The organism is uncultured Roseobacter sp., from assembly GCF_947492555.1.
Classification (GTDB): Bacteria; Pseudomonadota; Alphaproteobacteria; order Rhodobacterales; family Rhodobacteraceae; genus Roseobacter.
Window position 1 is genome coordinate 1152406 of the sequence record NZ_CANLNE010000001.1, and the last position, 23819, is coordinate 1176224.

At 61.6% G+C, this 23819-nt stretch carries 21 protein-coding genes; 8 read left to right on the forward strand and 13 right to left on the reverse strand.

Features of this window, described 5'->3' with window-relative positions; all coding sequences use genetic code 11:
• Positions 1-34 precede the first annotated feature (34 nt).
• Positions 35-553 (reverse strand): FecR domain-containing protein, encoded by a 519-nt coding sequence (locus Q1A07_RS05610; protein ID WP_299778545.1) that lies wholly within the window; start codon positions 551-553, stop codon positions 35-37.
• Positions 554-786: 233 nt separating this feature from the next.
• Between Q1A07_RS05610 and Q1A07_RS05615 the strand changes: the two genes are divergently transcribed.
• Together Q1A07_RS05615 and Q1A07_RS05620 are read left to right on the forward strand one after the other, a co-directional pair.
• Complete coding sequence (locus tag Q1A07_RS05615; protein WP_366944024.1) at positions 787-1875, forward strand: DUF2793 domain-containing protein; 1089 nt, start codon at positions 787-789, stop codon at positions 1873-1875.
• 163 nt (positions 1876-2038) lie between these two features.
• Complete coding sequence (locus tag Q1A07_RS05620; protein ID WP_299778547.1) at positions 2039-3634, forward strand: gamma-glutamyltransferase family protein; 1596 nt, start codon at positions 2039-2041, stop codon at positions 3632-3634.
• Between the two features lie 8 nt (positions 3635-3642).
• Here Q1A07_RS05620 and Q1A07_RS05625 read toward each other — a convergent pair whose 3' ends face one another.
• The 5 genes from Q1A07_RS05625 to hutI are packed head-to-tail and all read right to left on the reverse strand — an operon-like array spanning position 3643 to position 9883.
• Positions 3643-4683 carry an aromatic ring-hydroxylating dioxygenase subunit alpha gene (locus Q1A07_RS05625; RefSeq protein ID WP_299778549.1) on the reverse strand — a complete coding sequence of 347 codons (1041 nt, stop codon included), beginning with the start codon at positions 4681-4683 and terminating at the stop codon, positions 3643-3645.
• A gap of 4 nt (positions 4684-4687) precedes the next feature.
• Positions 4688-6358, reverse strand: a complete 1671-nt coding sequence (gene hutU, locus Q1A07_RS05630; RefSeq protein WP_299778551.1) for a urocanate hydratase — start codon at positions 6356-6358, stop codon at positions 4688-4690.
• Positions 6355-7155 (reverse strand): N-formylglutamate deformylase, encoded by an 801-nt coding sequence (gene hutG / locus Q1A07_RS05635; protein WP_299778553.1) that lies wholly within the window; start codon positions 7153-7155, stop codon positions 6355-6357. The genes hutU and hutG overlap by 4 nt, the downstream gene beginning before the upstream one ends.
• The gene (gene hutH / locus Q1A07_RS05640; RefSeq protein WP_299778555.1) at positions 7152-8693 is read right to left on the reverse strand and encodes a histidine ammonia-lyase; all 1542 of its coding nucleotides are present in this window, start codon (positions 8691-8693) and stop codon (positions 7152-7154) included. Before hutH ends, hutG begins: the two co-directional genes overlap by 4 nt.
• Positions 8690-9883 (reverse strand): imidazolonepropionase, encoded by a 1194-nt coding sequence (gene hutI / locus Q1A07_RS05645; RefSeq protein ID WP_299778557.1) that lies wholly within the window; start codon positions 9881-9883, stop codon positions 8690-8692. Before hutI ends, hutH begins: the two co-directional genes overlap by 4 nt.
• Before the next feature lie 78 nt (positions 9884-9961).
• On the opposite strand from hutI, the gene Q1A07_RS05650 reads away from it, so the two are divergent.
• The 5 genes from Q1A07_RS05650 (at position 9962) to gph (ending at position 14859) form a co-directional block, all read left to right on the forward strand.
• Entirely contained in the window at positions 9962-11326 is a 1365-nt protein-coding gene (locus Q1A07_RS05650; RefSeq protein WP_299778559.1) for a formimidoylglutamate deiminase, read from the forward strand.
• Positions 11323-12024 (forward strand): GntR family transcriptional regulator, encoded by a 702-nt coding sequence (locus Q1A07_RS05655; protein WP_299778561.1) that lies wholly within the window; start codon positions 11323-11325, stop codon positions 12022-12024. The genes Q1A07_RS05650 and Q1A07_RS05655 overlap by 4 nt, the downstream gene beginning before the upstream one ends.
• Positions 12025-12300: 276 nt before the next feature.
• Positions 12301-12663 (forward strand): hypothetical protein, encoded by a 363-nt coding sequence (locus Q1A07_RS05660; RefSeq protein WP_299778563.1) that lies wholly within the window; start codon positions 12301-12303, stop codon positions 12661-12663.
• 63 nt (positions 12664-12726) lie between these two features.
• Positions 12727-14115 (forward strand): PepSY domain-containing protein, encoded by a 1389-nt coding sequence (locus Q1A07_RS05665; RefSeq protein ID WP_299778565.1) that lies wholly within the window; start codon positions 12727-12729, stop codon positions 14113-14115.
• Between the two features lie 87 nt (positions 14116-14202).
• The gene (gph, locus tag Q1A07_RS05670) at positions 14203-14859 is read left to right on the forward strand and encodes a phosphoglycolate phosphatase (RefSeq protein ID WP_299778567.1); all 657 of its coding nucleotides are present in this window, start codon (positions 14203-14205) and stop codon (positions 14857-14859) included.
• Positions 14860-14885: 26 nt separating this feature from the next.
• On the opposite strand, the gene Q1A07_RS05675 is transcribed toward gph, so the two are convergent.
• From Q1A07_RS05675 to Q1A07_RS05690, 4 genes are all read right to left on the reverse strand, one after another.
• Complete coding sequence (locus Q1A07_RS05675) at positions 14886-15932, reverse strand: aldose epimerase family protein (protein ID WP_299778569.1); 1047 nt, start codon at positions 15930-15932, stop codon at positions 14886-14888.
• 119 nt (positions 15933-16051) lie between these two features.
• A complete protein-coding gene (locus Q1A07_RS05680; RefSeq protein WP_299778571.1) occupies positions 16052-17062 on the reverse strand; it encodes a cytochrome d ubiquinol oxidase subunit II in 1011 nt (336 codons plus the stop codon).
• A gap of 2 nt (positions 17063-17064) precedes the next feature.
• The gene (locus Q1A07_RS05685; protein WP_299778573.1) at positions 17065-18453 is read right to left on the reverse strand and encodes a cytochrome ubiquinol oxidase subunit I; all 1389 of its coding nucleotides are present in this window, start codon (positions 18451-18453) and stop codon (positions 17065-17067) included.
• A 131-nt stretch (positions 18454-18584) separates the two neighbouring features.
• Positions 18585-18986: a rhodanese-like domain-containing protein gene (locus Q1A07_RS05690; protein ID WP_299778575.1), complete on the reverse strand. Its 402-nt coding sequence runs from the start codon at positions 18984-18986 to the stop codon at positions 18585-18587.
• A gap of 146 nt (positions 18987-19132) precedes the next feature.
• On the opposite strand from Q1A07_RS05690, the gene Q1A07_RS05695 reads away from it, so the two are divergent.
• Positions 19133-19882 (forward strand): sulfite exporter TauE/SafE family protein, encoded by a 750-nt coding sequence (locus tag Q1A07_RS05695; protein ID WP_299778577.1) that lies wholly within the window; start codon positions 19133-19135, stop codon positions 19880-19882.
• Between the two features lie 3 nt (positions 19883-19885).
• Here Q1A07_RS05695 and Q1A07_RS05700 read toward each other — a convergent pair whose 3' ends face one another.
• Genes Q1A07_RS05700 through Q1A07_RS05710 form a run of 3 tightly spaced genes read right to left on the reverse strand, consistent with a single transcriptional unit; the run spans position 19886 to position 23777 of the window.
• Positions 19886-21031 carry an iron-containing alcohol dehydrogenase gene (locus tag Q1A07_RS05700; protein ID WP_299778579.1) on the reverse strand — a complete coding sequence of 382 codons (1146 nt, stop codon included), beginning with the start codon at positions 21029-21031 and terminating at the stop codon, positions 19886-19888.
• Between the two features lie 4 nt (positions 21032-21035).
• Positions 21036-22409 (reverse strand): aldehyde dehydrogenase family protein, encoded by a 1374-nt coding sequence (locus Q1A07_RS05705; RefSeq protein WP_299778581.1) that lies wholly within the window; start codon positions 22407-22409, stop codon positions 21036-21038.
• A 3-nt stretch (positions 22410-22412) separates the two neighbouring features.
• Complete coding sequence (locus tag Q1A07_RS05710) at positions 22413-23777, reverse strand: glutamine synthetase family protein (RefSeq protein WP_299778583.1); 1365 nt, start codon at positions 23775-23777, stop codon at positions 22413-22415.
• Positions 23778-23819: the final 42 nt, after the last annotated feature.

The following is a 23819-nucleotide window of genomic DNA, read 5'->3' on the forward strand; positions in this document are numbered from 1 at the left end:
ACGCCGAAAAGGACCGGCGTCCGACGCGAAGGGGTCATCGTGCGAAACGAGCCAACAGTGCCTTTGCCCGCTCATCACCCCAGCGCCGAACCTCGAGCGGCAGACCGGGGCCCACATCCACTCCATCGCCCGCTGTCAGCAGCACAGGGTCATCACTTGTGTCATGCTGTGTCACCGAAACCTCGCCATGCACAACAAAAACGGATGTTTTCCCCGGCGTGACATCCACAATGTAGACCGTGCCGCGAACCGCCGCGATGGCATGCGGTGTCCGGATCTGCGGACGTGCGGTGCCTGGTTCGACCTCAATCAACGCCGCACCGACATCAAGATCGATAACCCCAGGGGCGCTACCTGACGACAGGTCTGAAAACCCCATCTGAGCCGCCGCTTCCAATTCGATAACGATACCGAGGGCACATGTCAGGACCTGACGGTCGGGGTCAGACGCTGTAGTCACGTCGCAGTTTTGTGGAACCTGTGTCTGCGCCCCGGCGGCCCCTGTAAAACCGGCCAGCAAGATAAGCGCCATGAGAGAACGTAAAATATTCATCTTTAAAGCTTTTCCATTGTAATTCTTGTGCAGCTGCCCTGATCGATTCGACCAGTATAACAGAGGCAAGGACCACGGTTCGGTGATCACTACGCTGTATAGCAGCAAAACGTGACCGCCTAAAGACGGCATCCGGATTTCCGCCGAGCGGCAAAACACCTTACCCGTGCGCACGGTGGTTTAAGGCCGCCGCAAGACATTTGACACACCCTCGGCCCGATCAGAATCTTCTCATGGGAATTCCAATGGCCGATACCTCCAGCTGCCTGTCTTTGCCCTTCATCCAGCCCAGTCAGGCTCAGAAGCATGTCACTCACAATGAAGCCCTGCGCATTCTGGACGTGCTGACGCAGCTCGGCGTCCTGAGCGATGATCAGCCTGCGCCCCCCGCGACGCCCACCGAAGGTGATCGGCATATCGTGGGGGATGCAGCCACGGCAGCATGGTCAGGGCATGACAGTGAGCTTGCCTTGTTCGAGAACGGTTTGTGGCAGTATTTCCAACCCAAGGCCGGCTGGCGTGCCTATGTGACCGGTCGCGAGACGATGGTTGTCTATGACGGGACGGATTGGATCGATCTGGACAGCGACGAACTGCAAGAGATCGAGGCGTTCGGCCTCGGCATGGCCGCTCTGCCCACGGCACCCTTTTCCGCCAAGCTGAACGCGGCGCTGTGGACCGGGCTTTATCAGGCAGACGGTGGCGACGGCAACATGATCTCCACGCTGAACAAGGAGGCATCGGGCGGCGACACCGGTTTCGTCTTCCAGCAGGATTTCGGCACGCGTGGTCTTTTCGGGCTCTTTGGCAGCGACAATCTGCGCCTGGCCACCTCCGCCAATGGGGTCGATTTCCGCGATGGTCTGATCGTGGATGCCGGCACCGGCGTGGTGGAACAGCCCAATCTGCCCCGCTTCAAGGCAACGACAAATTTCGACAATTATACCGCTGCAGATGTCTGGACGACGATTGCGATCAACAACGCGGAGTTCAACGACCAGGCCGCGCTGAATGCCGGAACCAATCAGTTCGTGGCCCCGGTCGCAGGCAGCTACTTCTTTGGTGCTTCCCTGACGTTCAAGCAGAATGCGTCGGCCCAGGCGCGGATGCGCGCGCGATTGCTGTTGAATGGGACAGATGTCATCACCGGGTCTTTGGGCGAGGTCACAGGACCGCATGTGTCGGAACAGACAACCCTGACGGTGCAGAGTATGGCGCTGCTCGCCGCAGGCGACACGGTCGAGGTGCAAGGTCAACTGCGCGGGTTCGATGGCTATTTCAAAGCCGATGAAACCGCCTTTTGGGGCTTCAAGGTCGGCTGAACCCGTCCGGGCGCGCAGGTCACCGCGTCAGCGCCGCGCTTTCTTCAATGAATCGCGACGCGGCGCGGGTTGACCTTGCCGCGCGGAACAGACCAGATCAGGGCAAAGCCGCAGTCTTTCCCAAACGGCTGCGGCATCGTCCCTTTTGCCTCAGAGGTCTGCCATGAAACTCCGCGCGACGCACCCCTACCCTTCCCGCCGTTCGGCCGTCGCCGCGGATAACATCGTGGCCACGTCGCACCCGCTGGCGGCTCAGGCAGGCCTTGGCATGCTGGCGCGGGGCGGCAATGCGGTTGATGCGGCTCTGGCAGCGGCCATTGCGCTGACCGTCGTGGAGCCCACCGGAAACGGGATCGGGTCGGATGCCTTTGCAATTCTCTGGGACGGGGCGCAGTTGCACGGTCTGAACGCGTCGGGTCGCTCACCCGCAGGCTGGACAGCGGAACGTTTCGCAGGGCGCCCGGAAATGCCATTTCGCGGCTGGGAGAGCGTCACCGTGCCCGGTGCCGTCTCTGCCTGGGTCGAGCTGTCGGAACGATTTGGCAAACTGCCTTTTGAAAAGCTCTTTGAACCTGCCGTCCGCTACGCTGAAGATGGATTTCCGGTCTCCCCGGTCATCGCTGCCCTCTGGCGACGGGCAGCAGATGAACTGAGGGATCAGCCCGGCTTTGCCGAGACCTTCATGCCCGGCGGGCGGCCCCCACGGGCCGGAGAGTATTTCGCCAGCCCCGGTCATGCGCGCACCCTCAAGCTGATCGCAGAGACCAAAGGTAGAGCGTTCTACGAAGGCGAGATCGCCGCGGAAATCGCGGATTTCGCCCGCCAGCATGATGCTGTTCTGACCCGCGAGGACATGGCCAATCACACGGTGGACTGGTGCGGCACGATTTCGACGTCATTCGACGACAATACCTTGCATGAAATCCCACCCAACGGGCAGGGCATTGCCGCCCTGATGGGGTTGGGTATTCTGCGCAACACGGACATCCGCGAGATGCAGGCCGATGACCCGCGGGCCCTGCATCTGCAGATCGAAGCGATGAAGCTCTCCCTGCGCGATGCGGAAAGCTACGTCGCGGACCTCGATCACATGCAATCCATCAGCGTCGATGATTTGCTGGATAACGGCTATCTCGCCGCCCGCGCGCGCGAGATCGATCTGACCCGCGCGACCGACTTCGGGGCGGGCGCGCCCAAGCAGGGTGGCACCGTCTATCTGACGGCTGCAGATGCCTCGGGCATGATGGTTTCCTTCATCCAGTCGAATTACGCGGGCTTCGGATCAGGGGTCGTCGTGCCCGGCACCGGCATTGCGCTGCAAAACCGCGGGGCGGGGTTCAGCCTCGATCCTACGCATCAGAACCATGTCGGCCCGAATAAACGGCCTTTCCACACGATCATTCCGGGGTTTCTGATGGGTCCGGAGGGTCCAAAGATGAGTTTCGGCGTCATGGGTGGGCCGATGCAGGCGCAGGGGCATGTGCAAATGGTACTGCGCACCCAGCTTTTCGGACAGGACCCGCAGATGGCGGTGGATGCCCCGCGCTGGCGGGTCACCGACGGGCTCGGGGTTGCCTGCGAGACCACTGTGCCCGAGGCGACCGTGGAGGCGTTGCGCGCGATGGGCCATCAGATCACGCTCGAAGCACCGGACAACGCGTTTGGCTTCGGCGGTGCGCAACTGATCCACCGGCTGCCCGGACGCGGCTATGTCGCAGGGTCAGACCCCCGCAAGGACGGGGCCGCTGTCGGGTTCTGACCGGCGGATCATTCCGCCATCTGGGCGTCCACCGCGCGTTCCTCGTTGATCATCGACCGAAGCCGGCGCCGGAATCGCAGCTGCCCGCCATCTATGGGCAGATCGATATGCGGCGTGCGTTTGTTTGCCATGCCCTTTTGCACCGCGTTCAGAATGGCGCGGTCCTCTTCAAAGGCGTGCTGAACGTCCTCGCTCATCATCTGGGACAGTGCCGCGTCGTCAGGCCGGATGTTGCGCAACTGGAACCAGTAGTAGCGGGTCGTGCTTTGTGTCGTCGGTGTCATGAAATTGTAGCTGTCCATGATGAAGACATCGTCATGCAGCGCGCCCTCCGGCCCGCCGGTGCCCGCAGGGGTAAAGATCGCCTTGATCAGCGCGTGCGACGGATAGCGGACCTCATAGTGCTGCAATCGGTCGCAATTGCCCTCAAAGCCGATGACTTTCTTGTAAAACGGCGCAGGCTCCACATCCATCATCCAGCGGTGCACGATCACGCCGTCATCGGTTTTGGTGACCCGCAGCGGTGCATCCCGGGTCGCACTCTGGCCAAAGCTGCTGGCGTGTACCCAGGCTACATGCGTCGGATCCAGCAGGTTGTCGCACATCAGCAGATAGTTGCAATCAAGCTCCATGGCGTCGCCACGGTTGATACCCCACGCGGGATCATCATAGTGCTCAATCTCGAAAATCTCGGACGGATCGGCCAGAGCGGGGTTGCCCATCCAGATCCAGACCAGACCGTATTTCTCCTGCAGGGGATAGGCATGCACCCGGGCCTCCGACGGAATGCGCCCGGTACCCGGCGCCCAGACGCAATGGCCCGCGCAATCGAACGTCAGCCCGTGATACCCGCATTCCACGGTGTCGCCCTTGATCCGTCCCTTGGAGAGCGGCAGTTTGCGGTGCGGGCAGGCGTCTTCGAGGCCTACCAATTCGCCGCGTTCGGACCGGAAGATGCAGATGTTTTCCCCCAGAACGGTGATCTGCTGCAAGGCACGCGTTACCTCGTGATCCCAGGCGGCCACATACCACGCATTCTTCAGAAACATCTGCTTACTCCCGGAATATCCCCGGCAAATTCAACCCCTGTTCGCGGGCGCAGTCCAGTGCAATTTCATATCCTGCATCCGCGTGGCGCATCACTCCGGTGGCTGGATCGTTCCAGAGGACACTGGCCAGCCGCCGGTCGGCGTCTTCGGTGCCGTCACAACAGATCACCATGCCGGAATGCTGCGAAAACCCCATGCCGACCCCGCCGCCGTGGTGCAGCGACACCCAGGTTGCGCCACTTGCCACGTTCAGCATCGCATTGAGCAGCGGCCAGTCCGAAACCGCGTCAGAGCCGTCTTTCATCGCTTCGGTTTCGCGGTTGGGCGAGGCGACGGAGCCGCTGTCGAGATGGTCGCGCCCGATCACTACCGGGGCCGACAATTCGCCGCTGCGCACCATCTCGTTGAACGCAAGCCCCAGCTTGTGGCGCTGGCCCAGACCCACCCAGCAGATGCGCGCAGGCAGCCCCTGAAACGCGATCCGATCCCGCGCCATGTCGAGCCAGTTGTGCAGATGCGGATCGTCGATCAGCTCCTTCACCTTGGCGTCGGTCTTGTAGATATCCTCCGGATCTCCCGAGAGCGCACACCAGCGAAACGGCCCCACGCCCCGGCAAAAGAGCGGACGGATATAGGCGGGCACGAAACCGGGAAAGGCAAAGGCATTCTCCAACCCCTCCTCCAGCGCCACCTGCCGGATGTTGTTGCCGTAATCCAGCGTCGGCACGCCCGCGTTCCAAAAATCAACCATGGCCGCCACATGTATTTTCATGGAAGCGCGGGCGGCTTTCTCGACCGCTTTGGGATCGCTCTCCTGCTTGGCGCGCCATTCGGCCACGCTCCACCCCTGCGGCAGATAGCCATGGACCGGATCATGGGCGCTGGTCTGATCGGTGACGATATCGGGGTGTACGCCGCGCTTTGCCAGTTCCGGAAAGACATCCGCCGCGTTGCCGATCAGCGCCACGGATTTCGCCACGCCTGCCTTGGTCCAGCGGTCGATCATCGCAAGAGCCTCATCCAGCGAGTGGGTCTTTTCATCCACGTACCGCGTGCGCAGCCGGAAATCTGCGCGGGTCTCGTCACATTCCACGGCCAGACAGCAAGCGCCCGCCATGACCGCCGCCAGCGGCTGCGCCCCGCCCATGCCACCGAGGCCTCCTGTCAGAATCCACCGCCCGGTCAGGTTCCCGTCGTAGTGTTGGCGACCGGCCTCCATGAAGGTCTCATAGGTGCCCTGCACAATGCCCTGCGTCCCGATGTAGATCCACGACCCTGCGGTCATCTGCCCATACATCGCCAGCCCGCGCTTATCGAGATCATTGAAATGGTCCCAGGTGGCCCAGTTCGGCACCAGGTTGGAATTTGCGATCAACACCCGCGGCGCGTCCTTATGGGTGCGGAAAACGCCCACCGGCTTGCCCGATTGCACCAGCAGCGTCTGATCCTCGTCGAGGTCTTTAAGGCTGGAAACAATGCTGTCGAAATCCTCCCAGGTGCGCGCGGCGCGTCCGATACCTCCATAAACCACCAGTTCATGCGGGTTCTCGGCCACATCCGGATGCAGGTTGTTCATCAGCATCCGCATCGGCGCCTCGGTGAGCCAGCTTTTGGCGGTGATCTCCGGCCCGGTGGGGGGAAAGACGTCGCGGATGTTGTGACGCGAGGAATTCATCGGGAACCTCCAAGGGTTGGGACAAGCGCTGCCAGCGTGGTCAGGATATGGGTCAGGTGATGCCGCAATCGGGCAGCCTTGGCAGGATCGACCGTCCAGGGTGCGGCTTCGTCGGTCAGATAGGTGGACTGCGCCAGTTCCATCTGGATCGCATGCACGCCCTCCGCCGGGCGCCCATAGTGGCGGGTCGTCCAGCCGCCCTTGAACCGACCATTAACGACGGTGCTGTAGCCAGGGGCCGCGGCGCAGATATCCTGCACGGTCTGGGCGATCTGCGGGGCACAGGTCTTGCCGTTGTCGGTCCCGATGTTGAAATCGGGCAGCATGCCGTCAAAGAGAAAAGGAATGCGCGAGCGGATCGAATGGCAGTCAAACAGGATCACCGCGCCGTGTTTCTGCCGCAGACGTGCAATCTCGGAGGTCAGAGCCGCGTGGTAGGGGGTGTGAAACGCGGCCCGCCGGTCCGCCACATCTGCGTCCGTTGGCAGCGTCGTCCAGATCCCCTGCCCGTCAAAATCTGTCAGCGGCACCAGCGTTGTCGTATTCTGTCCGGGATAGAGGCTGTGGCCTTCCGGGTCGCGGTTCGCATCGATTACGTAGCGGTGAAACTCCGCCCGCACAACGGTCGCCTGCGGCAGCAGCCCGCTATAGAGCGCATCAACATGCCAGTCGGTATCGGCCAGCGCCTTTCCGGTTTCATTCAAGGCCTGCGCAATCTCCGGCGGCACCTCAGTACCGGCGTGCGGGAGACCCAGTACGATCGGGGCATCGCCACGGGTGACCGTCACAGGGGTCATTCCGCGTGCCCTTTCACGAAACTGGGCAAATCCACCGCATCGCTGAGCGCCCCCCCTGCGACCATCGCCGCCGCCGCCTCGATCAAGGGAGCCATGTAACAATCGTCGCTGATCTCCGGAACCTCCCGGCGCAGCACATTGATCCCACGCCGCAAGGGTTCGCTGGTCTGGAGCGGCGCACGAAAGGCGATGCCCTGTGCCGCACAGATTGCCTCCACCCCGATAATGACATTCAGGTTGGCATTCATCCGCACCAAGCGTCGCGCTGCATGCGCGGCCATGCTGACGTGGTCTTCCTGATTGGCAGAGGTGGGCGTGCTGTCGGTGGTGCAGGGGTTGGCGAGATGTTTGTTCTCGCTCATCAGCGCGGCGGTTGTGACCTCTGCGATCATCAACCCGGAGTTCAGCCCCGGATCAGGCGTCAGAAACGGCGGCAGATCAAAGGAGAGCGTCGGGTCGACCATCAAGGCCACGCGCCGCTGCGCAATCGCGCCGATCTCCGATATGGCCACCGCGATCTGATCTGCGGCAAAACCCACCGGTTCGGCGTGAAAATTCCCACCGGAGACAATCAACCCCTGTTCCACCAACACCAGCGGATTGTCGGTCACAGCATTGGCCTCCACCTCCAGCGTGCGACCGGCGGTATGCAGAAGGTCTATCGCCGCCCCGGTGACCTGCGGCTGACAGCGGATGCAATAGGGGTCCTGCACCCGAGTGTCGCCTTCGCGATGGCTTTCACGGATCTCCGATCCGGTCATGAGCGCGCGTTGAGCCCGCGCGACAGCAATCTGACCGGCATGCCCCCGCAACGTGTGGATGGCGTCCTGTAGCGGCGCCGTTGATCCCATGATGGCATCGGTGGAGAGCGCCGCTGTGACCACGCAGGTGGCCGCATTCTGCCACGCGCCCCAGAGGCCCACCAGTGCGCAGGCGGTCGAAAACTGCGTGCCATTGATCAGCGCCAGACCTTCCTTTGCGCCAAGGATGATCGGGGCCAGACCTGCCTTGGCCAGAGCCTGCCGGGAAGACATCCGCTCCCCGGCAAAATACGCTTCCCCCTCTCCAATCATACTGGCAGCCATATGTGCCAGCGGCGCCAGATCCCCGGACGCACCAACGGAGCCCTGCGACGGGATCACGGGGATGACGTCACACTTCAGCATCCGTTCAATGAGGGTCGCTGTTTCAAGCGCGATACCCGACGCCCCGCGCCCCAGAGACAGCAGCTTGAGCACCATCATCAGCCGCGTTGTCGCCAGATCCAGCGGGTCACCAACGCCGCAGCAATGGGACAGGATAAGGTTGCGTTGCAGCTTGGCCGTATCCTCTGCGGCGATCTTGACGCTGGCCAGTTTGCCAAAGCCGGTGTTCACCCCGTAGATCGCGACATCATCCGCTGCGGCCTTGGCCACAAGTGCCGCCGCCGCCTCGATCTGCGGATGGGCGGAAGGGTCGAGCACAGCGGGAACGCCGCTTGCCCAGATATGGTGAAGCTCGTCCAGGGTTGCAGCGCCGGGCGTCAAAACCACCGTCATAGCGCACCGTTGAAAAAGCGCGCATGCAGCGGATTGAAACCGATACGGTAGGCCAGTTCCGCCGGGTGCTGAACGTCCCAGATGCACAAATCCGCACGCATGCCCGCTACGACCCGCCCGCGATCCGTCATCCCAAGGGCCCGGGCGGCATGGGCCGTAACGCCCAGCAGCGCTTCCAAAGGGGTCATCCGAAACAGCGTACAGCCCATGTTCATCGCGAGCAGCAGCGAGGTCATCGGTGATGATCCCGGATTGCAATCCGTGGCCAGCGCCATGGCCACGCCGTGATCCCGAAACGCCTGCACGGGCGGCTGTTGTGTTTCGCGGAGCGTGTAAAATGCGCCCGGCAGCAATACGGCGACCGTTCCCGCCTGCCCCAATACCTGAGCATCCGCATCGGTTGCATACTCCAGATGGTCGGCAGAGAGTGCGCCAGCGCGAGCGGCCAGTTGCGCGCCACCGCTTCGGGAAAGCTGTTCCGCATGCAGTTTGACCGGCAGACCGAGGTCTTGCGCCAAATCGAAAACCTGCGCGATCTGCTCCGTGTTAAAGGCAATGCCCTCGCAAAACCCGTCCACCGCATCGACCAGCCCCTCTGCGTGGGCCGCCTTGAGCGCTGGCAGGCTCTGCTCCTCCAGATAGCGGTCCGGGTCATCGGCGTACTCCGCTGGCACAGCATGAGCACCCAGAAAACTGGTGCGCACCTCGATGGGGCGTTTGTCTGCAATCGCCCGGGCGACACGCAACATTTTCAGTTCTGTCTCCAGATCCAGCCCGTAGCCGGATTTCACCTCGATCAGGGTGACGCCCTCAGCCATCAGCGCATCCACCCGGGTCAAGGCATCAGCCAGCAGCTGCGCGTCGCTGGCGCCACGCGTCGCCGCGACGGTGGAGACGATCCCGCCGCCGGCCTGCGCAATCTCTTCATAGCTTGCGCCATTCAATCTCAGCTCGAATTCCGACGCGCGGTTGCCGCCAAAGACCACATGCGTATGACAATCGATCAGCGCCGGGGTGACCAATCGCCCGCCAGCATCATAGGGCTCCAGATCTCGCAGTGCGTCCGGCAGTTCAGCCTCCGGCCCCACCCAAGCGATCTGCGCACCGTCCAGGGCAACCACAGCCTCTTCGATAAGACCGAAACTGTCGGATCGCGCAAGCGTGGCAACCGTGGCGTTCCGAATGAGCATGAGGCGCGACTCGCTTGTATTGATATGTGTTTAATGATTTTATGTATGTACATAATAACCCTGTCAAGCGAGACACACATGCAGCAAATCTGGGCGCAACAGGCGCTTCTTCCCAGCGGCTGGGCGCAGGATGTCCTCGTTTCAGTCACCGATGCGGGGACCTTTTCAGAGATTGTGCCAAATGCGCGCGCCCAAGGCCTGCAAGTCGGTATTTTGCTACCAGCCCCGGTCAACGTGCATTCCCATGCGTTTCAGCGTGCCATGGCGGGATTGACCGAGACACAAGGGCCCGATGCCCGGGACAGTTTCTGGACATGGCGCCAGTTGATGTTCCGCTTTCTGGATCGGCTGACCCCGTGGCACGTCGAAGCAATCACCGCTTTCGTGCAGATGGAGATGCTGGAGGCCGGTTACGCGACAAGCGCCGAATTTCACTATCTGCATCATCAACCGGGTGGCGCGCCCTATGCAAATCTGGCGGAAATGTCCGAGCGTATCATCGCCGCAGCCGCCCAGTCCGGCATCGGATTGTGCCTTTTGCCGGTCCACTATCAGTTTGGCGGGTGCGATGGGCGCGCGCTGACCAGCGGACAAATCCGTTTCGGCAACGATCTTGATCGGTTCCAGCGGCTGTGCGGCGGGGCAAAGGACGCCCTGGAACACCTGCCGGCAGATGCTTCTATCGGCGTGGCACCGCATTCCTTGCGCGCGGTCGGCGCGCGGGATCTGCAAAACTACGCATCCTTCTTCCCTCAGGGACCAATTCACATGCACTTGGCCGAGCAACTGGCCGAAGTTGAAGAGGTCCGAGCCCATTGGGGGGCGCGCCCGGTCGAATGGGCGCTGCAAAACATGGATATTGATGATCGTTGGTGCCTGATCCATTGCACGCAGATGAACCCTAACGAAACCGCCGCATTGGCAAGGACAGGCGCGGTGGCGGGCCTCTGCCCGATCACCGAAAGCAATCTGGGGGATGGTATTTTCGACGCTGCGGGCTGGCTGCAGGCGCAGGGCAAAATGGCCATCGGTTCCGACAGCAACATCCGAATTTCCTTGAGTGAGGAGATCCGGATGTTGGAGTACACCCAGCGCCTGCGCGATCACAGCCGCGCTGCGCTGGCCACGCCGATCCGTTCTACCGGGCGGCACATCTTTGATCAGATCTTGCAGGGGGGCGCTCGGGCAACGGGGCGTGAAACCGGGCGACTGGAAGAAGGCGCGCTGGCGGATATGCTGGCACTCGATGCCCGTTCGGTTCACCTGAACGGTCGCGCGGGTGACGCCATTCTGGACACATGGTTTTTTGCGGGCGATGACCGTCTGGTCACAGATGTCTGGTCGGCCGGGCGACAGATGGTAAAAGAGGGGCGACATGTGCACCGCCAGAGCATTCTGGGCGCCTATCGCCGCACACAGGTTGAGTTGAGAGACGCATTGTGAATAGACCCGCCTTCCGGAACTGGCAGACCGTACAGGAAGAGGTGCTGCGGCGCATTCACGCGCGGGAATGGAAGCCCGGTGATCTGATCCCCAACGAAGCGGACCTTGCCGAAGAGTTCGGCTGTGCGCGGGCGACGGTGAACCGTGCCCTTCGGACCGTGGCGGAAAGCGGACTGCTGGACCGACGTCGCAAGGCGGGCACACGCGTTGCATTGCAGCCCGTGGCCAAAGCGACCATCGATATCTCCCTGATCCGGCAGGAGATCGAAGCGCGCGGGCAAAAATATGGCTACCAGTTGATCTCACGCAGCCTGCAAGAGCCGCCCGCGCAGGTCAGCGGCGCATTGCAGGTCCCGATGACGACACGCATGTTGCACCTCAGCGCCCTGCACCTTGCCAATGACGCGCCCTATGCGGTCGAAGATCGCTGGATCAATACCGCGACAGTGCCGACAGCCGTGAACGAAGGTTTCGAGACGATCAGCGGCAACGAATGGTTGCTGGCAAATGCCCCCTATACCCACGGCGAGATCGCTTTTTCCGCTGCTGCCGCGACAAAAGAGGAGGCCCGGCTTTTGGGCTGCCCGCTGCAAGCCGCGGTTTTTGTCATCGACCGGCTCACATGGGATCACGCCGCCTCGGTCACCAAAGTCAGGCTGATCTTCGCGCCGGGCCATCAGCTGCGCACGGCCCTCTGACGCCACTTGGACAAGCATTGCCCTTGAATGGATACGGGTGCCCCGACGATATCTCAGGCCGCCAGGTGTTGTCCCTTCGAACCGACACCCCCCCTGTAGCCCTCTGCCGATGGAGGATGGCGAACACTAAATCCTCGCCGATACAATCACCCGCGCGGCAATTTGCGACTTGATGCCAGCCTGACCTCTGCAATCATCAACAAAGCGCCTGCGGTCCCCTTTCGCGATCCTGAACTTTTTCTGGCGCCATGCCCGCTTCTGCAATAGAGGGAATTCATGCCCGCCGTGTTCCGCCTCTTTGCCAAGCTTTGTCTCACGGCAACTCTGCTCGTGGCGATGACAGCGGTTGGCTTTGCGCATCGTTCATCACAGCCGCCGATGGATCCCGATCTGCTCGCCTTTCTCGACGCAGGCGGCACGCTTGAAGAGCTTTGCGGTCTCACGGGCGGCACTCCGGGACCAAGCCAGAACTGCGAGGCCTGCCGTCTGGTGGACACCGTCGCCTGCCCGCCCCATGCGTCGACAGCACAACGCGAAATCCCGGTCATCACCCAACGCATGCGCGTCATTGCGCAGCTGTATCATCACGCGAAACCTCTCGACCCTGCCCGGCTGACGCGCGCGCCACCCCAAGCCTGATCTTTCACCCTTTCTTGAGATCACACCCCCGCCCCGCGCGGGCCATTAGGCTTGGAGCATCCCATGACCACACTCGATACCAATGCGCCACTGGATACCGGCGCAAACAAACTCTACTTCGCCGCATGGCGCTGGCATTTCTACGCCGGGCTGTTCGTTATCCCGTTTCTGACCATGCTCGCCCTGACCGGCATGGCAATGCTGTGGATTGCCTGGATTGACGGGCGGGACGGCGAACGCACGGGCGTTGTGCCACAAGACGCGGTCTCCGCGATTTCGGTACAGGCCGACGCGGCGATTCAGGCTGTTCCCGGCGGCACGCTGATCCAATATGTTGCCCCCCGGACACCGGATGTGGCCGCTCTCTTCCGCGTTGATTACGGCGATGCGGCCACGATGGTCGCCGTTGATCCCTATACCGCGACCGTGATCGACACCTTCCCGCGACGCAGTGGCTGGTATGATTTTGCCGATAACCTGCACGGCAACCTGATGCTGGGCGTGACCGGCGACCGCATGCTGGAAACCGCCGCCTCACTTGCCATGGTGCTGATCGCAACCGGGCTTTACATGTGGTGGCCCCGGGGCACCGGATGGCGCACAGCTTTGCTGCCTACCCTGGCCCGTGGGCGCGGTTTGTGGAAATCCCTGCATGGCGTTGTCGGCATCTGGATCTCACTCATCCTGGTGTTTTTCCTGATCTCCGGTCTGTCCTGGGCGGGCATCTGGGGTGGCAAGATGGTTCAAGCCTGGAGCCAGTTCCCAGCCGAGAAATGGGATGCCGTACCGCTGTCCGATGACACCCACGCCAGCATGAACCATGCCCGCCGCGAAGTGCCTTGGGCGCTGGAACTGACGCCAATGCCCGTGTCCGGCAGCGCGGCGGGTGTGGCTGGTGTCACCGGTCCTCTTGTGACGCTCGACACCGTGGATTCGTTGGCGCGCGAGATCGGATTTGACGCACGCTATCAGCTGAACCTGCCGCAATCGGCAACCGGCGTCTGGACGATCAGCCGCGATTCAATGAGCACCGACAGCACCGATCCAACTTCGGACCGCACGGTACATATCGACCAGTACACGGGCAACATCCTCGCCGACGTGCGGTATGAAGATTATTCGCTGGCGGGCAAAGCGATGGCGGTGGGGATTGCGCTGCACATGGGCACCCTTGGCCTCTGGAGCGTGCTCGCCAACACCGTGGTCTGCCTGAGCGTCCTGTTTCTATGTATCAGCTCGGTTGTCCTGTGGTGGAAACGCCGCCCGGCGGGCGCAAACCGTCTCGCCGCCCCGCCCTTTCCGCGTGAACTGCCGCTCTGGCAGGGCGCGGTGCTTGTGGGTCTCGGCGTGTCGATGGCCTTCCCGATGGCAGGCATTGCCCTGCTGACAGTGCTGGCGCTGGATGTGTTCATCCTGTCGAGACTGCCACAGCTGCGCCGCGTGCTGACCTGATGATCCGGGTGCGCAGCGAACACTTCGCCTGCGCACCCTCCCCCTTCCGCGCTTGGCATCCTGAGCGGTTCCGGGATATGCGGACGTATGACCCAAAAGACCGCACTCATCTTCGATCTAGACGGCACGCTGGTGCACAGCGCCCCCGACATGCAGGTGGCCGTGAACGCGGCCTTGGGGCCGCTGGGGCGGGGGCCGCTTGATCTGGCGACCATCATCTCATTTGTCGGCAACGGGGTCGAAGTTCTGATCCATCGCAGTCTCATGGCAACTGGCGGCACCGACGATGACATGCATAAGGCGACGCTGTCCCGGTTCCTGACTGTCTATGAGGCGAATGGCGTCGCCCTGACGCGGCCCTATCCGGGCGTGCTGCAGCAACTCGAGCATCTTGCGGAGGCGGGTGTGACGCTTGGTCTCTGCACCAACAAGCCAACCGCCCCCGCGCATCATATCTGCGAGGTGCTGGGACTGTCGCCCTTCCTAAGTTCAATCGTTGGGGCGATGCCCGACCAACCCAAAAAGCCCGATCCCGCGTCACTACGGAAATGCATGGATGCGCTGGGTCAGTCTCCGGCGCAAACCCTTTACGTGGGCGACAGTGCCGTTGACTACGCGACGGCGCAGGCCGCGGGGGTGGATTTCGGTCTGTTCACCGAAGGCTATCTGAATGCGGAAATTCCGACCGACGGGCCGGTGCTGCGATTTAATGACTGGTCGGATTTGAGCCTGTTCCCGCTGTGACGGCGTGCGTGCCTGTCCGTTGCAGCTCAGCGCGACGGCGCGTCAGCTGTGAACTGGAACCGCATCTTGTGGCGATAGGTCTCGCCCGGGCGCAACAGGCAATCCGGAAAATGCGCAAAGGTCGGAGAGCCGGGAAACTTCTGCGTCTCCATGGCGATGCCCGCGAATTTGCACAGCGACGTTCCGTTTTTGCCGGACATCCGCTCATGCAGGTATCCTCCGGTGTAGACCTGCAGTCCGGGCTCGGTCGTGCTGATCTGCAGGCTGCGCCCGGACACCGGGTCGTGCACTGTGGCGCTGGCCGCTACCGGGTCGCGTGGCGTCGCCAGACACCAGTTGTGGTCATATCCGCCGCCTTCAGACGACGGACAAAGCGCCGAGATATCCTGTCCAATGCGCTTGCCGGCACGAAAATCAAACGGCGTATCCGCAACGGATAGAATTTCGCCCGTGGCCAGCAGCGCATCGTCCACTGGCGTGTAGAACCCGGCATCAATCTGCAATTTGTGGTCGAGCACAGACCCGGTGCCCTGACCGGACAGGTTGAAATACGAGTGATGCACCATGTTGACCAGCGTGGTTCTGTCGGTATCCGCCGTCATCTCGATCTCAAGCGCGCCCTCCGGGGTCAGATGATAGCGACTTGTCAGGTTGGAGCGTCCCGGAAAGCCCATCTCGCCCTCTTCGGAGGTGGCCGAAAAGGTCACGCTGGTGTCGTCGAGCGCGGCGATCCGCCAGATCTTGCGATCAAACCCTGCCACACCACCGTGCAGGTGGTTGGCGCCCTCATTCGCGTCGAGTTGAATGTCTTGGCCTTCAATCTCGCACCGGGCACCTGCAATCCGGTTGGCATATTGCCCGCAGGTGGCCCCAAAGAATGCGTCCGACGCGACATAGTTTTCAAGATGGTCGAAGCCCAGAACGACGTCAGCCAGATCGCCCTTATGATCAGCCACCCACAGCTCCGTGAGCCGTGCGCCGAAGGTGATCAGCCGTGCCTGAAGACCGCCATTGGAGAGGGTAACGGCCTCAACTGCGTGACCGTCGAGATGCCCAAATATTTCCGTATGCATGCCGTTCAATCCGCTGTCGTTGCCGCGCGATCCTAAGACCCTGCGCGAAAAAGACAAAGCATCTCTTGGCACTGAACATCAGAGGTGGCACCGGTCCAAGTCGCTACGCCGCGCTCAGTCTAATCGTACCGCAACTCCGTCGCCTTGCCGCGGAAGATATAGTAGGACAGCGCCGTATACCCCAGAATGGCTGGCAGCACGAAAAGCGTCCCGATCAGGATGATGAACAGGCTTTCCGGCGCAGCGGCGGCGTCGTAGATCGTGATCTGTTCGGGCACCACATACGGGTAGAACGAATAGGCCATCCCCGCAAAAGCCAGCGCAAAGAGCGCCATCGCCGCCGCAAACGGGCTCCAGGCGGTCTTGTCCCCGACCTGCGGCAGCTTGTGGATGCGCCAGAAGAGGTAGAGCACCAGAGCTCCAGAGAGGATCGGCATCGGCGAGAGATACAGGAATTCCGGCAGGCTGAACCACTTATCGAAGATGCGCGGGCTGACAAAGGGGGTGGCGACGGAAATCGCACCGATCCCAAGGATCAGGCCCCAGATACCGCCCTTGGCCCAGCCAACCGCACGGGTCTGCAACGCGCCTTCCGTCTTGGCGATCAGCCATGCAGCCCCGATAAAACTGTATCCGACGGTCAGAAAGACCGCGGTGAGCAGGGCAAACGCAACATGACTCAGCGTCCAGGTCAGCCCCATGACGTACATGCCCAGCATGAATCCCTGGCTCATCGACGCCATCAGGGACCCGATAAAGAACGCCGCGTTCCAGCGCTTTTTCTGCGACAGGGGAGCCTTGGCGCGGAATTCAAAGGACACACCGCGCAGGATCAGCCCGACAAGCATTATGAAAACAGGCAGGTAGAGCGATGTCAGGATGATCCCATGGGCGGGCGGGAAAGCCACCAGCAAGAGACCGATGGCCAGTACCAGCCATGTCTCATTTGCATCCCAGAAGGGCCCGATGGAGGCGACGAGGCGGTCTTTCTCCCGCTCTTCCGCCAGCGGCATGAGCAGGCCAACACCAAGGTCGAACCCATCCAGGATCACGTAGATCAGGATGGACAGGCCCATCAGCGCCGCGAAAGTCCATGGCAGCCAGATGGCGGGGTCTCCGAAGTAAGTCATCGCTATTCTCCCGCATGCAGGGCGGCAACTTCAGCCTCGCCGCTGCGTGGATAAACGCGAGACGACAGGGGCTCGCCGCGCGAGGCCTTGCGTGCCAGGTAGGTGATCACACCAATGTAGGCCACGATCAGAACTGCGTAGATCACGAGGTAGCCAATCAACGTGCTCAGCACCATGCCGGAGGGCACATCGCTGACCGCGTCCTTTGTGCTGAGCACACCCTGCACCAACCAAGGCTGACGGCCAATTTCAGTGGTGTACCAGCCCGCAAGAGTGGCAATCCAGCCGCTGAAACTCATGGCAGCGAAGGCATAAAGCGGCACGTCAGGCATCGCGCCCGCCCCGTAGCGGCGCAGCAGGTAGAGGCCCGCCCAGGAGAGCGCGAGCATCGCCATACCGGTGGCCACCATGATGCGGAAGCTGAAGAACACCGGCGTCACACGCGGGTGCAATGGCGTGCCATCCTCTGCGACGAAATCGTTGAGACCCGGCACCACACCATCCACTTTGTGTTTCAGGATCAGGGACGCGCCGTTCGGGATGCCGATTTCAAACCGGTTCTCACGCGCCTCTTCATCCGGAATGGCAAAAAGCACCAGCGGGATGTTCGGTCCGGTGTCCCAGTTGCCTTCCATCGCGGCCACTTTTGCAGGTTGATGCTCCAAAGTATTGAGACCGTGGAAATCCCCCGCCAGAATTTGCAACGGGATCAGACCCGCCGCCGCGATGATGCCCACGCGCAGGGTCGTCTTCACGCTCTCGGCCCGGTCGCCCCAGAGCAGCCTCAACGCGGAGATACCCGCAATCAGGAAGGCCACGGTGAGGCCGGAGGCGAGCAGCATATGGATCAAGCGGTATGGCATCGACGGGTTGAAGACGATGGCCCACCAGTCGGTGGCAAAGACCACGCCATCGCGCAGTTCATACCCCTGCGGCGTGTGCATCCAGGAGTTCAGCACGATGATCCAGAAGGCTGACATCGTGGTGCCAAAGGCCACGAGGAAGGTCGCCAGCGTATGCACCCACGGCTTCACCCGCGAGGCGCCAAAGAGCATGATGCCGAGAAACACAGCCTCTAGGAAAAAGGCCGTGATCACCTCATAGGCCAGCAGCGGCCCCGCGACATTGCCCACGGTTTCCATGAACCCGGGCCAATTGGTGCCGAACTGGAAGGACATGGTGATGCCGGACACGACGCCCATCGCAAATGACAGGGCAAAGATCTTCACCCAGAACATGTAGGCGTCCATCCACTTCCGCTCTCCCGTCACGCTAAAGCGCAGTTTGAAGAACAGCAGCATCCAACCCAAGGCGATGGTGATCGTCGGGAAAAGGATATGAAACGAGATATTGGCCCCGAACTGGATGCGGGACAAAAGCAGCGTGTCCACAGGAATGACCTCTTTCTAACGTCAGAATTGCCTCTGATGCGACATAGGTAGTTTCAGAAGCCTGAAATTCAGGGGCTGTGCGACGAAACGCGCAGCCGGTACGCGGTGCCTGAAAGAGGTCGGCAGGCTGTTCAGTCTTTGGGTGGCTCTTTCTCGACCGGGCCGCCCTGCTCCGCCCAGGTGGAAAAACCTTCTTTTAAATGGGCCGCCTCGAACCCCATATCCTGGAGCGTCGCCGTGGTCAGCGCAGACCGCCAACCCGACGCGCAGTGAAAGACAAATTTCTTATCCTGCCCGAATATCTCTTTGAAATAAGGGCTTTGCGGGTCGACCCAGAATTCGATCATGCCGCGCGGCGCATGAAAGCTGCCCGGGATGAACCCGCTGCGCTGCCGTTCGCGCACGTCGCGCATATCGACGATAACGACATCCGGATCATCCACCATTGCGATCAGATCCTTGGTCTCGATCTCTTCAATGCGGGCACGGGCGTCTGCGACCATTTGCGCAGAGCTGGTCTTCAGTGGGGACATGGGTCGGCTCCTTCACGACGATGGGATATCGCAGGCAGCCTGTCACAGCGACGGGCGGGCGACAACGCGGCAAAGGCGCAATTGACACCCGGTGACGTTTCAAGTGACCTGTGCGGGCGCCTAATGCCACAGCAGGACCAGCCCCCTTGGACTACATCACGACCCTCTTTGTGGCGAGCGCCGCCTTTCTTTTTGCCGGAGCCGTCAAGGGGTTGGCCGGGATCGGCATGCCTACTGCAGCCATTGCCCTAATGACGCTGCTGCTGGACCCGCGCACGGCCATTGCGCTTGTCCTGTTTCCGATGATCGGGTCAAACGCCTGGCAGGTCTATCGCGCCGGGGAACTGGCGCGCACCATGCGCCGCTATGCGGTCTTTGCCGTCGTGCTGCTGGTGGGCGTAACCGCGACGGCCTTTGCCACGCAAGAAACCGGCGACCGGGCGCTGCTGGCCATTTTGGGGTTCGTCATCCTGTTTTTCGTTGCCGTGTCCTGGCGCGGGTTGGTGCCCCCCCTGCCCGCACGCTTTGACCGGACGGCACAGATCGGGTTCGGGCTGCTGGCCGGTGTCGTCGGTGGCATGACGGCTGGCTGGGGCGCACCGCTTGCGATGTATCTGGCAACCAAGCAGGTGGATAAAGACGAATTCGTGCGGGCCACCGGGTTTCTGATTTTCGTGGGCAGCCTGCCGCTTTGCCTCGCCTATATCCAGCTGGGCTTCATGACTGGTCCGCTTGCCGGGGTGTCTGCGGCGATGTTGCTCCCCACACTGATCGGGTTCAGCATGGGAGAGGTCTTTCGCAAACGCCTCTCGGGCATCGCCTTTCGCAATGCCCTTCTGATCGTTTTTGTGTTTATGGGTCTGAACCTGATCCGCCGCGCCATCTGGTACGGCTGAGGATCAGAAGCACGCCTCCAGCAGTTCAGTGGTGTTCTTGACCGTCATCTTCACCGGGTTTCCGCCGACACTTGGGTCCTGCAGCGCAGATGCCACAAGCGCGTCAAGATCCGGGTCTTTTACACCAAGATCGGTCAGGTTCTTGGGAATATTCAACTTTGCGTTCATTTCACCCACAAAGCGATGGAAGCCGTCAAAGCCCCCCGAAATGCTCAGGTAGTTGGCCGCCCGTGCCAGATGCTTGCGCACCTTCGGGCGGTTGAACATCAGCACCTGTTGCATGACCACCGCGTTTGTCGTGCCGTGGTGGGTATGATGTACAGCGCCAATCGGATGCGACAGGGCGTGGATCGCGCCGAGCCCCTTCTGGAAGGCCGTCGCCCCCATGGCAGCGGCGGACATCATATGCGCCCGCGCTGTCAGGTTCGTGCCGTCTTCATAGGCCATCAGCAGGTTGTCCTTAACCAGCCGCATGCCCTCCAGTGCCATGCCTTGACTCATCGGGTGATAGTGAGGCGAGCAATAGGCCTCCAGACAGTGGGCAAAGGCGTCCATGCCCGTCCCCGCCGTGATTGCGGGCGGCATGCCCACCGTCAGCTCAGGATCGCAGATCACAACTGAGGGCAGAATTTTCGGGTGGAAGATGATTTTCTTCTCATGAGTCTCTGAATTGGTGATGACGCTGGCACGCCCCACTTCCGAGCCCGTTCCTGCCGTGGTCGGCACCGCTACGATGGGGGCAATCGCGTCTGCATCGGCGCGTGTCCACCAATCGCCAATGTCCTCGAAATCCCATAAAGGTCGGGTCTGACCGGCCATGAAGGCAATCACCTTACCGAGGTCGAGCCCCGAGCCGCCACCGAAAGCCACAACGCCGTCATGCCCACCCTCGCGGAACACGCGCACGCCCTCTTCGGCGTTCTTCTCGGTCGGGTTTGGATCCACATCCGAGAACATCGCGCGACCTAGGCCCGCAGTGGTCAACAGTTCCAGCGTGTTCTGGGTGATCGGCAAATCCGCCAACCCCTTGTCGGTGACAAGCAGCGGCTTGGTGATCCCTGCTGCCACACAGGCCTCGGCAATCTCGGAAATGCGTCCCGCACCAAAACGGATCGCGGTGGGGTAGGACCAGTTTGCAGTCAACGTCATCGGATCAGGCCTTCTTGAGGTGGTATGATTTGGGGCGTGTCAGATTGTGATAGCCAATGACCGACAGCCCACCGCCCCGTCCGGTATCCTTGCACCCGGTCCAGCACAAGCCCGGATCGAGGTAATCGGCGCGGTTCATGAAAACGGTGCCCGTCTCGATCGCATCACCAATGGCCTGGGCGCGCGCGACATCGGGCGTCCACAGCGACGCGGTCAACCCGTAGGCGCTGTCGTTCATCAGCCGGACCGCTTCAGCGTCATCTTTGACGGCCATGATACCCACAACCGGACCAAAGCTTTCATCGCGCATGACGCGCATGGAATGATCCACATCCACCAGGATCTGCGGCATGAGATAGGCGCCACCGTCTTCCGGGAAAAGGCTCTTACGGATCAGAGCCTTGGCCCCCGCTGCTAACGCTTCCTCAGTCTGCGCCCGCACCTCATCGGCAAAGCGGACCTGCGCCATGGGTCCGAGCGTTGTCTCGTGGTCCAGCGGATTGCCGAGCTTGTAGTTTTCGACAATTGAGACGGCTTTATCCACAAACTGAGAGAAAAGCGCTTCAGCCACATAAATCCGCTCGATCCCGCAGCAGCATTGGCCAGAGTTGAACATCGCCGCGTCGATCAGCGTCTCGGCCGCCGCGTCGACATCGGCGTCCTCCATGACGTAGCCCGGATCCTTGCCGCCCAGTTCCAGCCCAAGACCCGTAAAGGTACCCGACGCCGAAGCCTCCATTGCCTTGCCGCCACCAACCGAGCCGGTGAAGTTTACAAACCCAAAGGCACGATCCGCGATCAGCGCTGACGTGGTCCGGTGATCCAGAAATACGTTCTGGAAAACGTCTTCCGGAACGCCCGCCGCATGGAACGCACGCGCCATGCGCTCCCCCACCAGCGGCGTCTGGCTGGCGTGTTTCAGCATCACCGCATTGCCCGCGATCAGCGCCGGGGCCACCGTGTTAATGGCGGTCATGTAAGGGTAGTTCCAGGGTGCCACGACCAGAACCAGGCCATGGGGCACCCGCTTGATCATGCGTAGAAAAGCATCGCTCTCCTCCAGCGCCATGGGCGCCAGCGCCTCCTGCGCAATCCCGGCCATGTATTGGCTGCGCTCGTCGAATCCGCCAAACTCACCACCATAGCGCACCGGGCGTCCCATCTGCCACGCGAGCTCCGGCACGATCTCGTCGTTCATCGCGCCGACATTGGCAACGCCTCTCAGCACGAGATCGATCCGGTCCTGCAAGGGTCGCGCCGCCCAATCCGCCTGCGCCGCCTTGCCTTTGGCCACGGCTTCGGCAGCCTCAAATTCGTTCAGCACGGGCCGGGTCGCGTAGATCGATCCATCGATTGGGGAGATACAGGTGATGGTCATGGCTCAGGCCCTTTCAAAGCCGCGTGCGATTTCCCAATCGGTCACAGCGCGATCAAATTCTTCCTGCTCCCACTCTGCGCAGCGGGTGTAGTGGTCGATTACATCGTTTCCCATGGCCGCGCGCAGCATCGCCGAGCCGCGCAGGGTCTCTGTCGCCGCGCGCAATGTCTGTGGGATATCGGCGGCTTTTGCGTCTTCGTACACGTCACCCTTGGTCGGCGGGGCCAGCGTCATCTTGTCCTCGATCCCCTTGATGCCAGCGGCCAGCATGGCTGCCTGCGCCAGATAGGGGTTCAGGTCCGACCCGCCGATGCGGCATTCCACGCGCACGCCTTTCGTGCCATCGCCGCAAAGGCGGAAGCCCGCCGTGCGATTGTCAACCGACCAGACGGTTTTCGTCGGCGCAAAGGTGCCCTTGGCGAACCGCTTGTAGCTGTTCACGTAAGGCGCGAGGAAGAACGTATAGTCGGGCGCATAGGCAATGAGCCCGGCCATGTAGTGCTGCATCAGCTCAGACATGCCAAGGTCACCGCTGGTGTCATAAAACGCTGGGGTGTCGCCCTGCCATAGCGACTGATGCACGTGAGAAGAACTGCCGACCTTATCCGCCGCCCACTTCGGCAGGAAGCTGGCGGCATGGCCGCGTGCCCATGCGATCTCCTTGACGGCATGTTTCGCAATCGTGTGGTGATCGGCGCAATCCAGCGCTGCGGCGTATCGGATGTTCAACTCCTCCTGCCCAGTCTCCGCCTCGCCCTTGGTGTTTTCCACCGGGATGCCCGCCGCGTAGAGGTGATTGCGCAGGGGCCGCATGATCCCTTCTTCCTTGGTGGTCTGCAGGATGTGGTAATCTTCGTTATAACCGCTGATCGGCGCCAGATCGCGGAAACCGGACTTGCGGATCTCGTCATAGCTTTTCTCGAAAAGGAAGAACTCCAATTCTGTCGCCATCATGGCCGTCAGGCCCATCTCTTCCAGGCGCGCGACCTGCTGTTTCAGTATTGCGCGCGGGTCATGTGGCACCGGTGCATGGGTGTGATGATCGAGGATATCGCAAAGCACCATGGCCGTGCCCTCCAGCCACGGCACCGGTCGGATCGTGCTGAGATCAGGTTGCATCACATAGTCGCCGTAACCCGCTTGCCACGAGGTACTTGCGTAGCCATCGGGTGTAGCCATCTCCAGATCGGTGGCGAGCAGATAGTTGCAGCAATGGGTTTCAGCGTGGGAATGCTCGATAAAGTTCGCCGCGTGGAACCGCTTGCCCATCAGCCGTCCCTGCATGTCCACGAAGCAAACAAGAACGGTGTCGACCGTGCCCTCCGCCACCTGTGATTTCAACTGCTCAAAGCTCAGAGTGCCAGCCATGGGATGTTCCATTTTTAGAGAGGTCGGGGGCGGACTGCACCG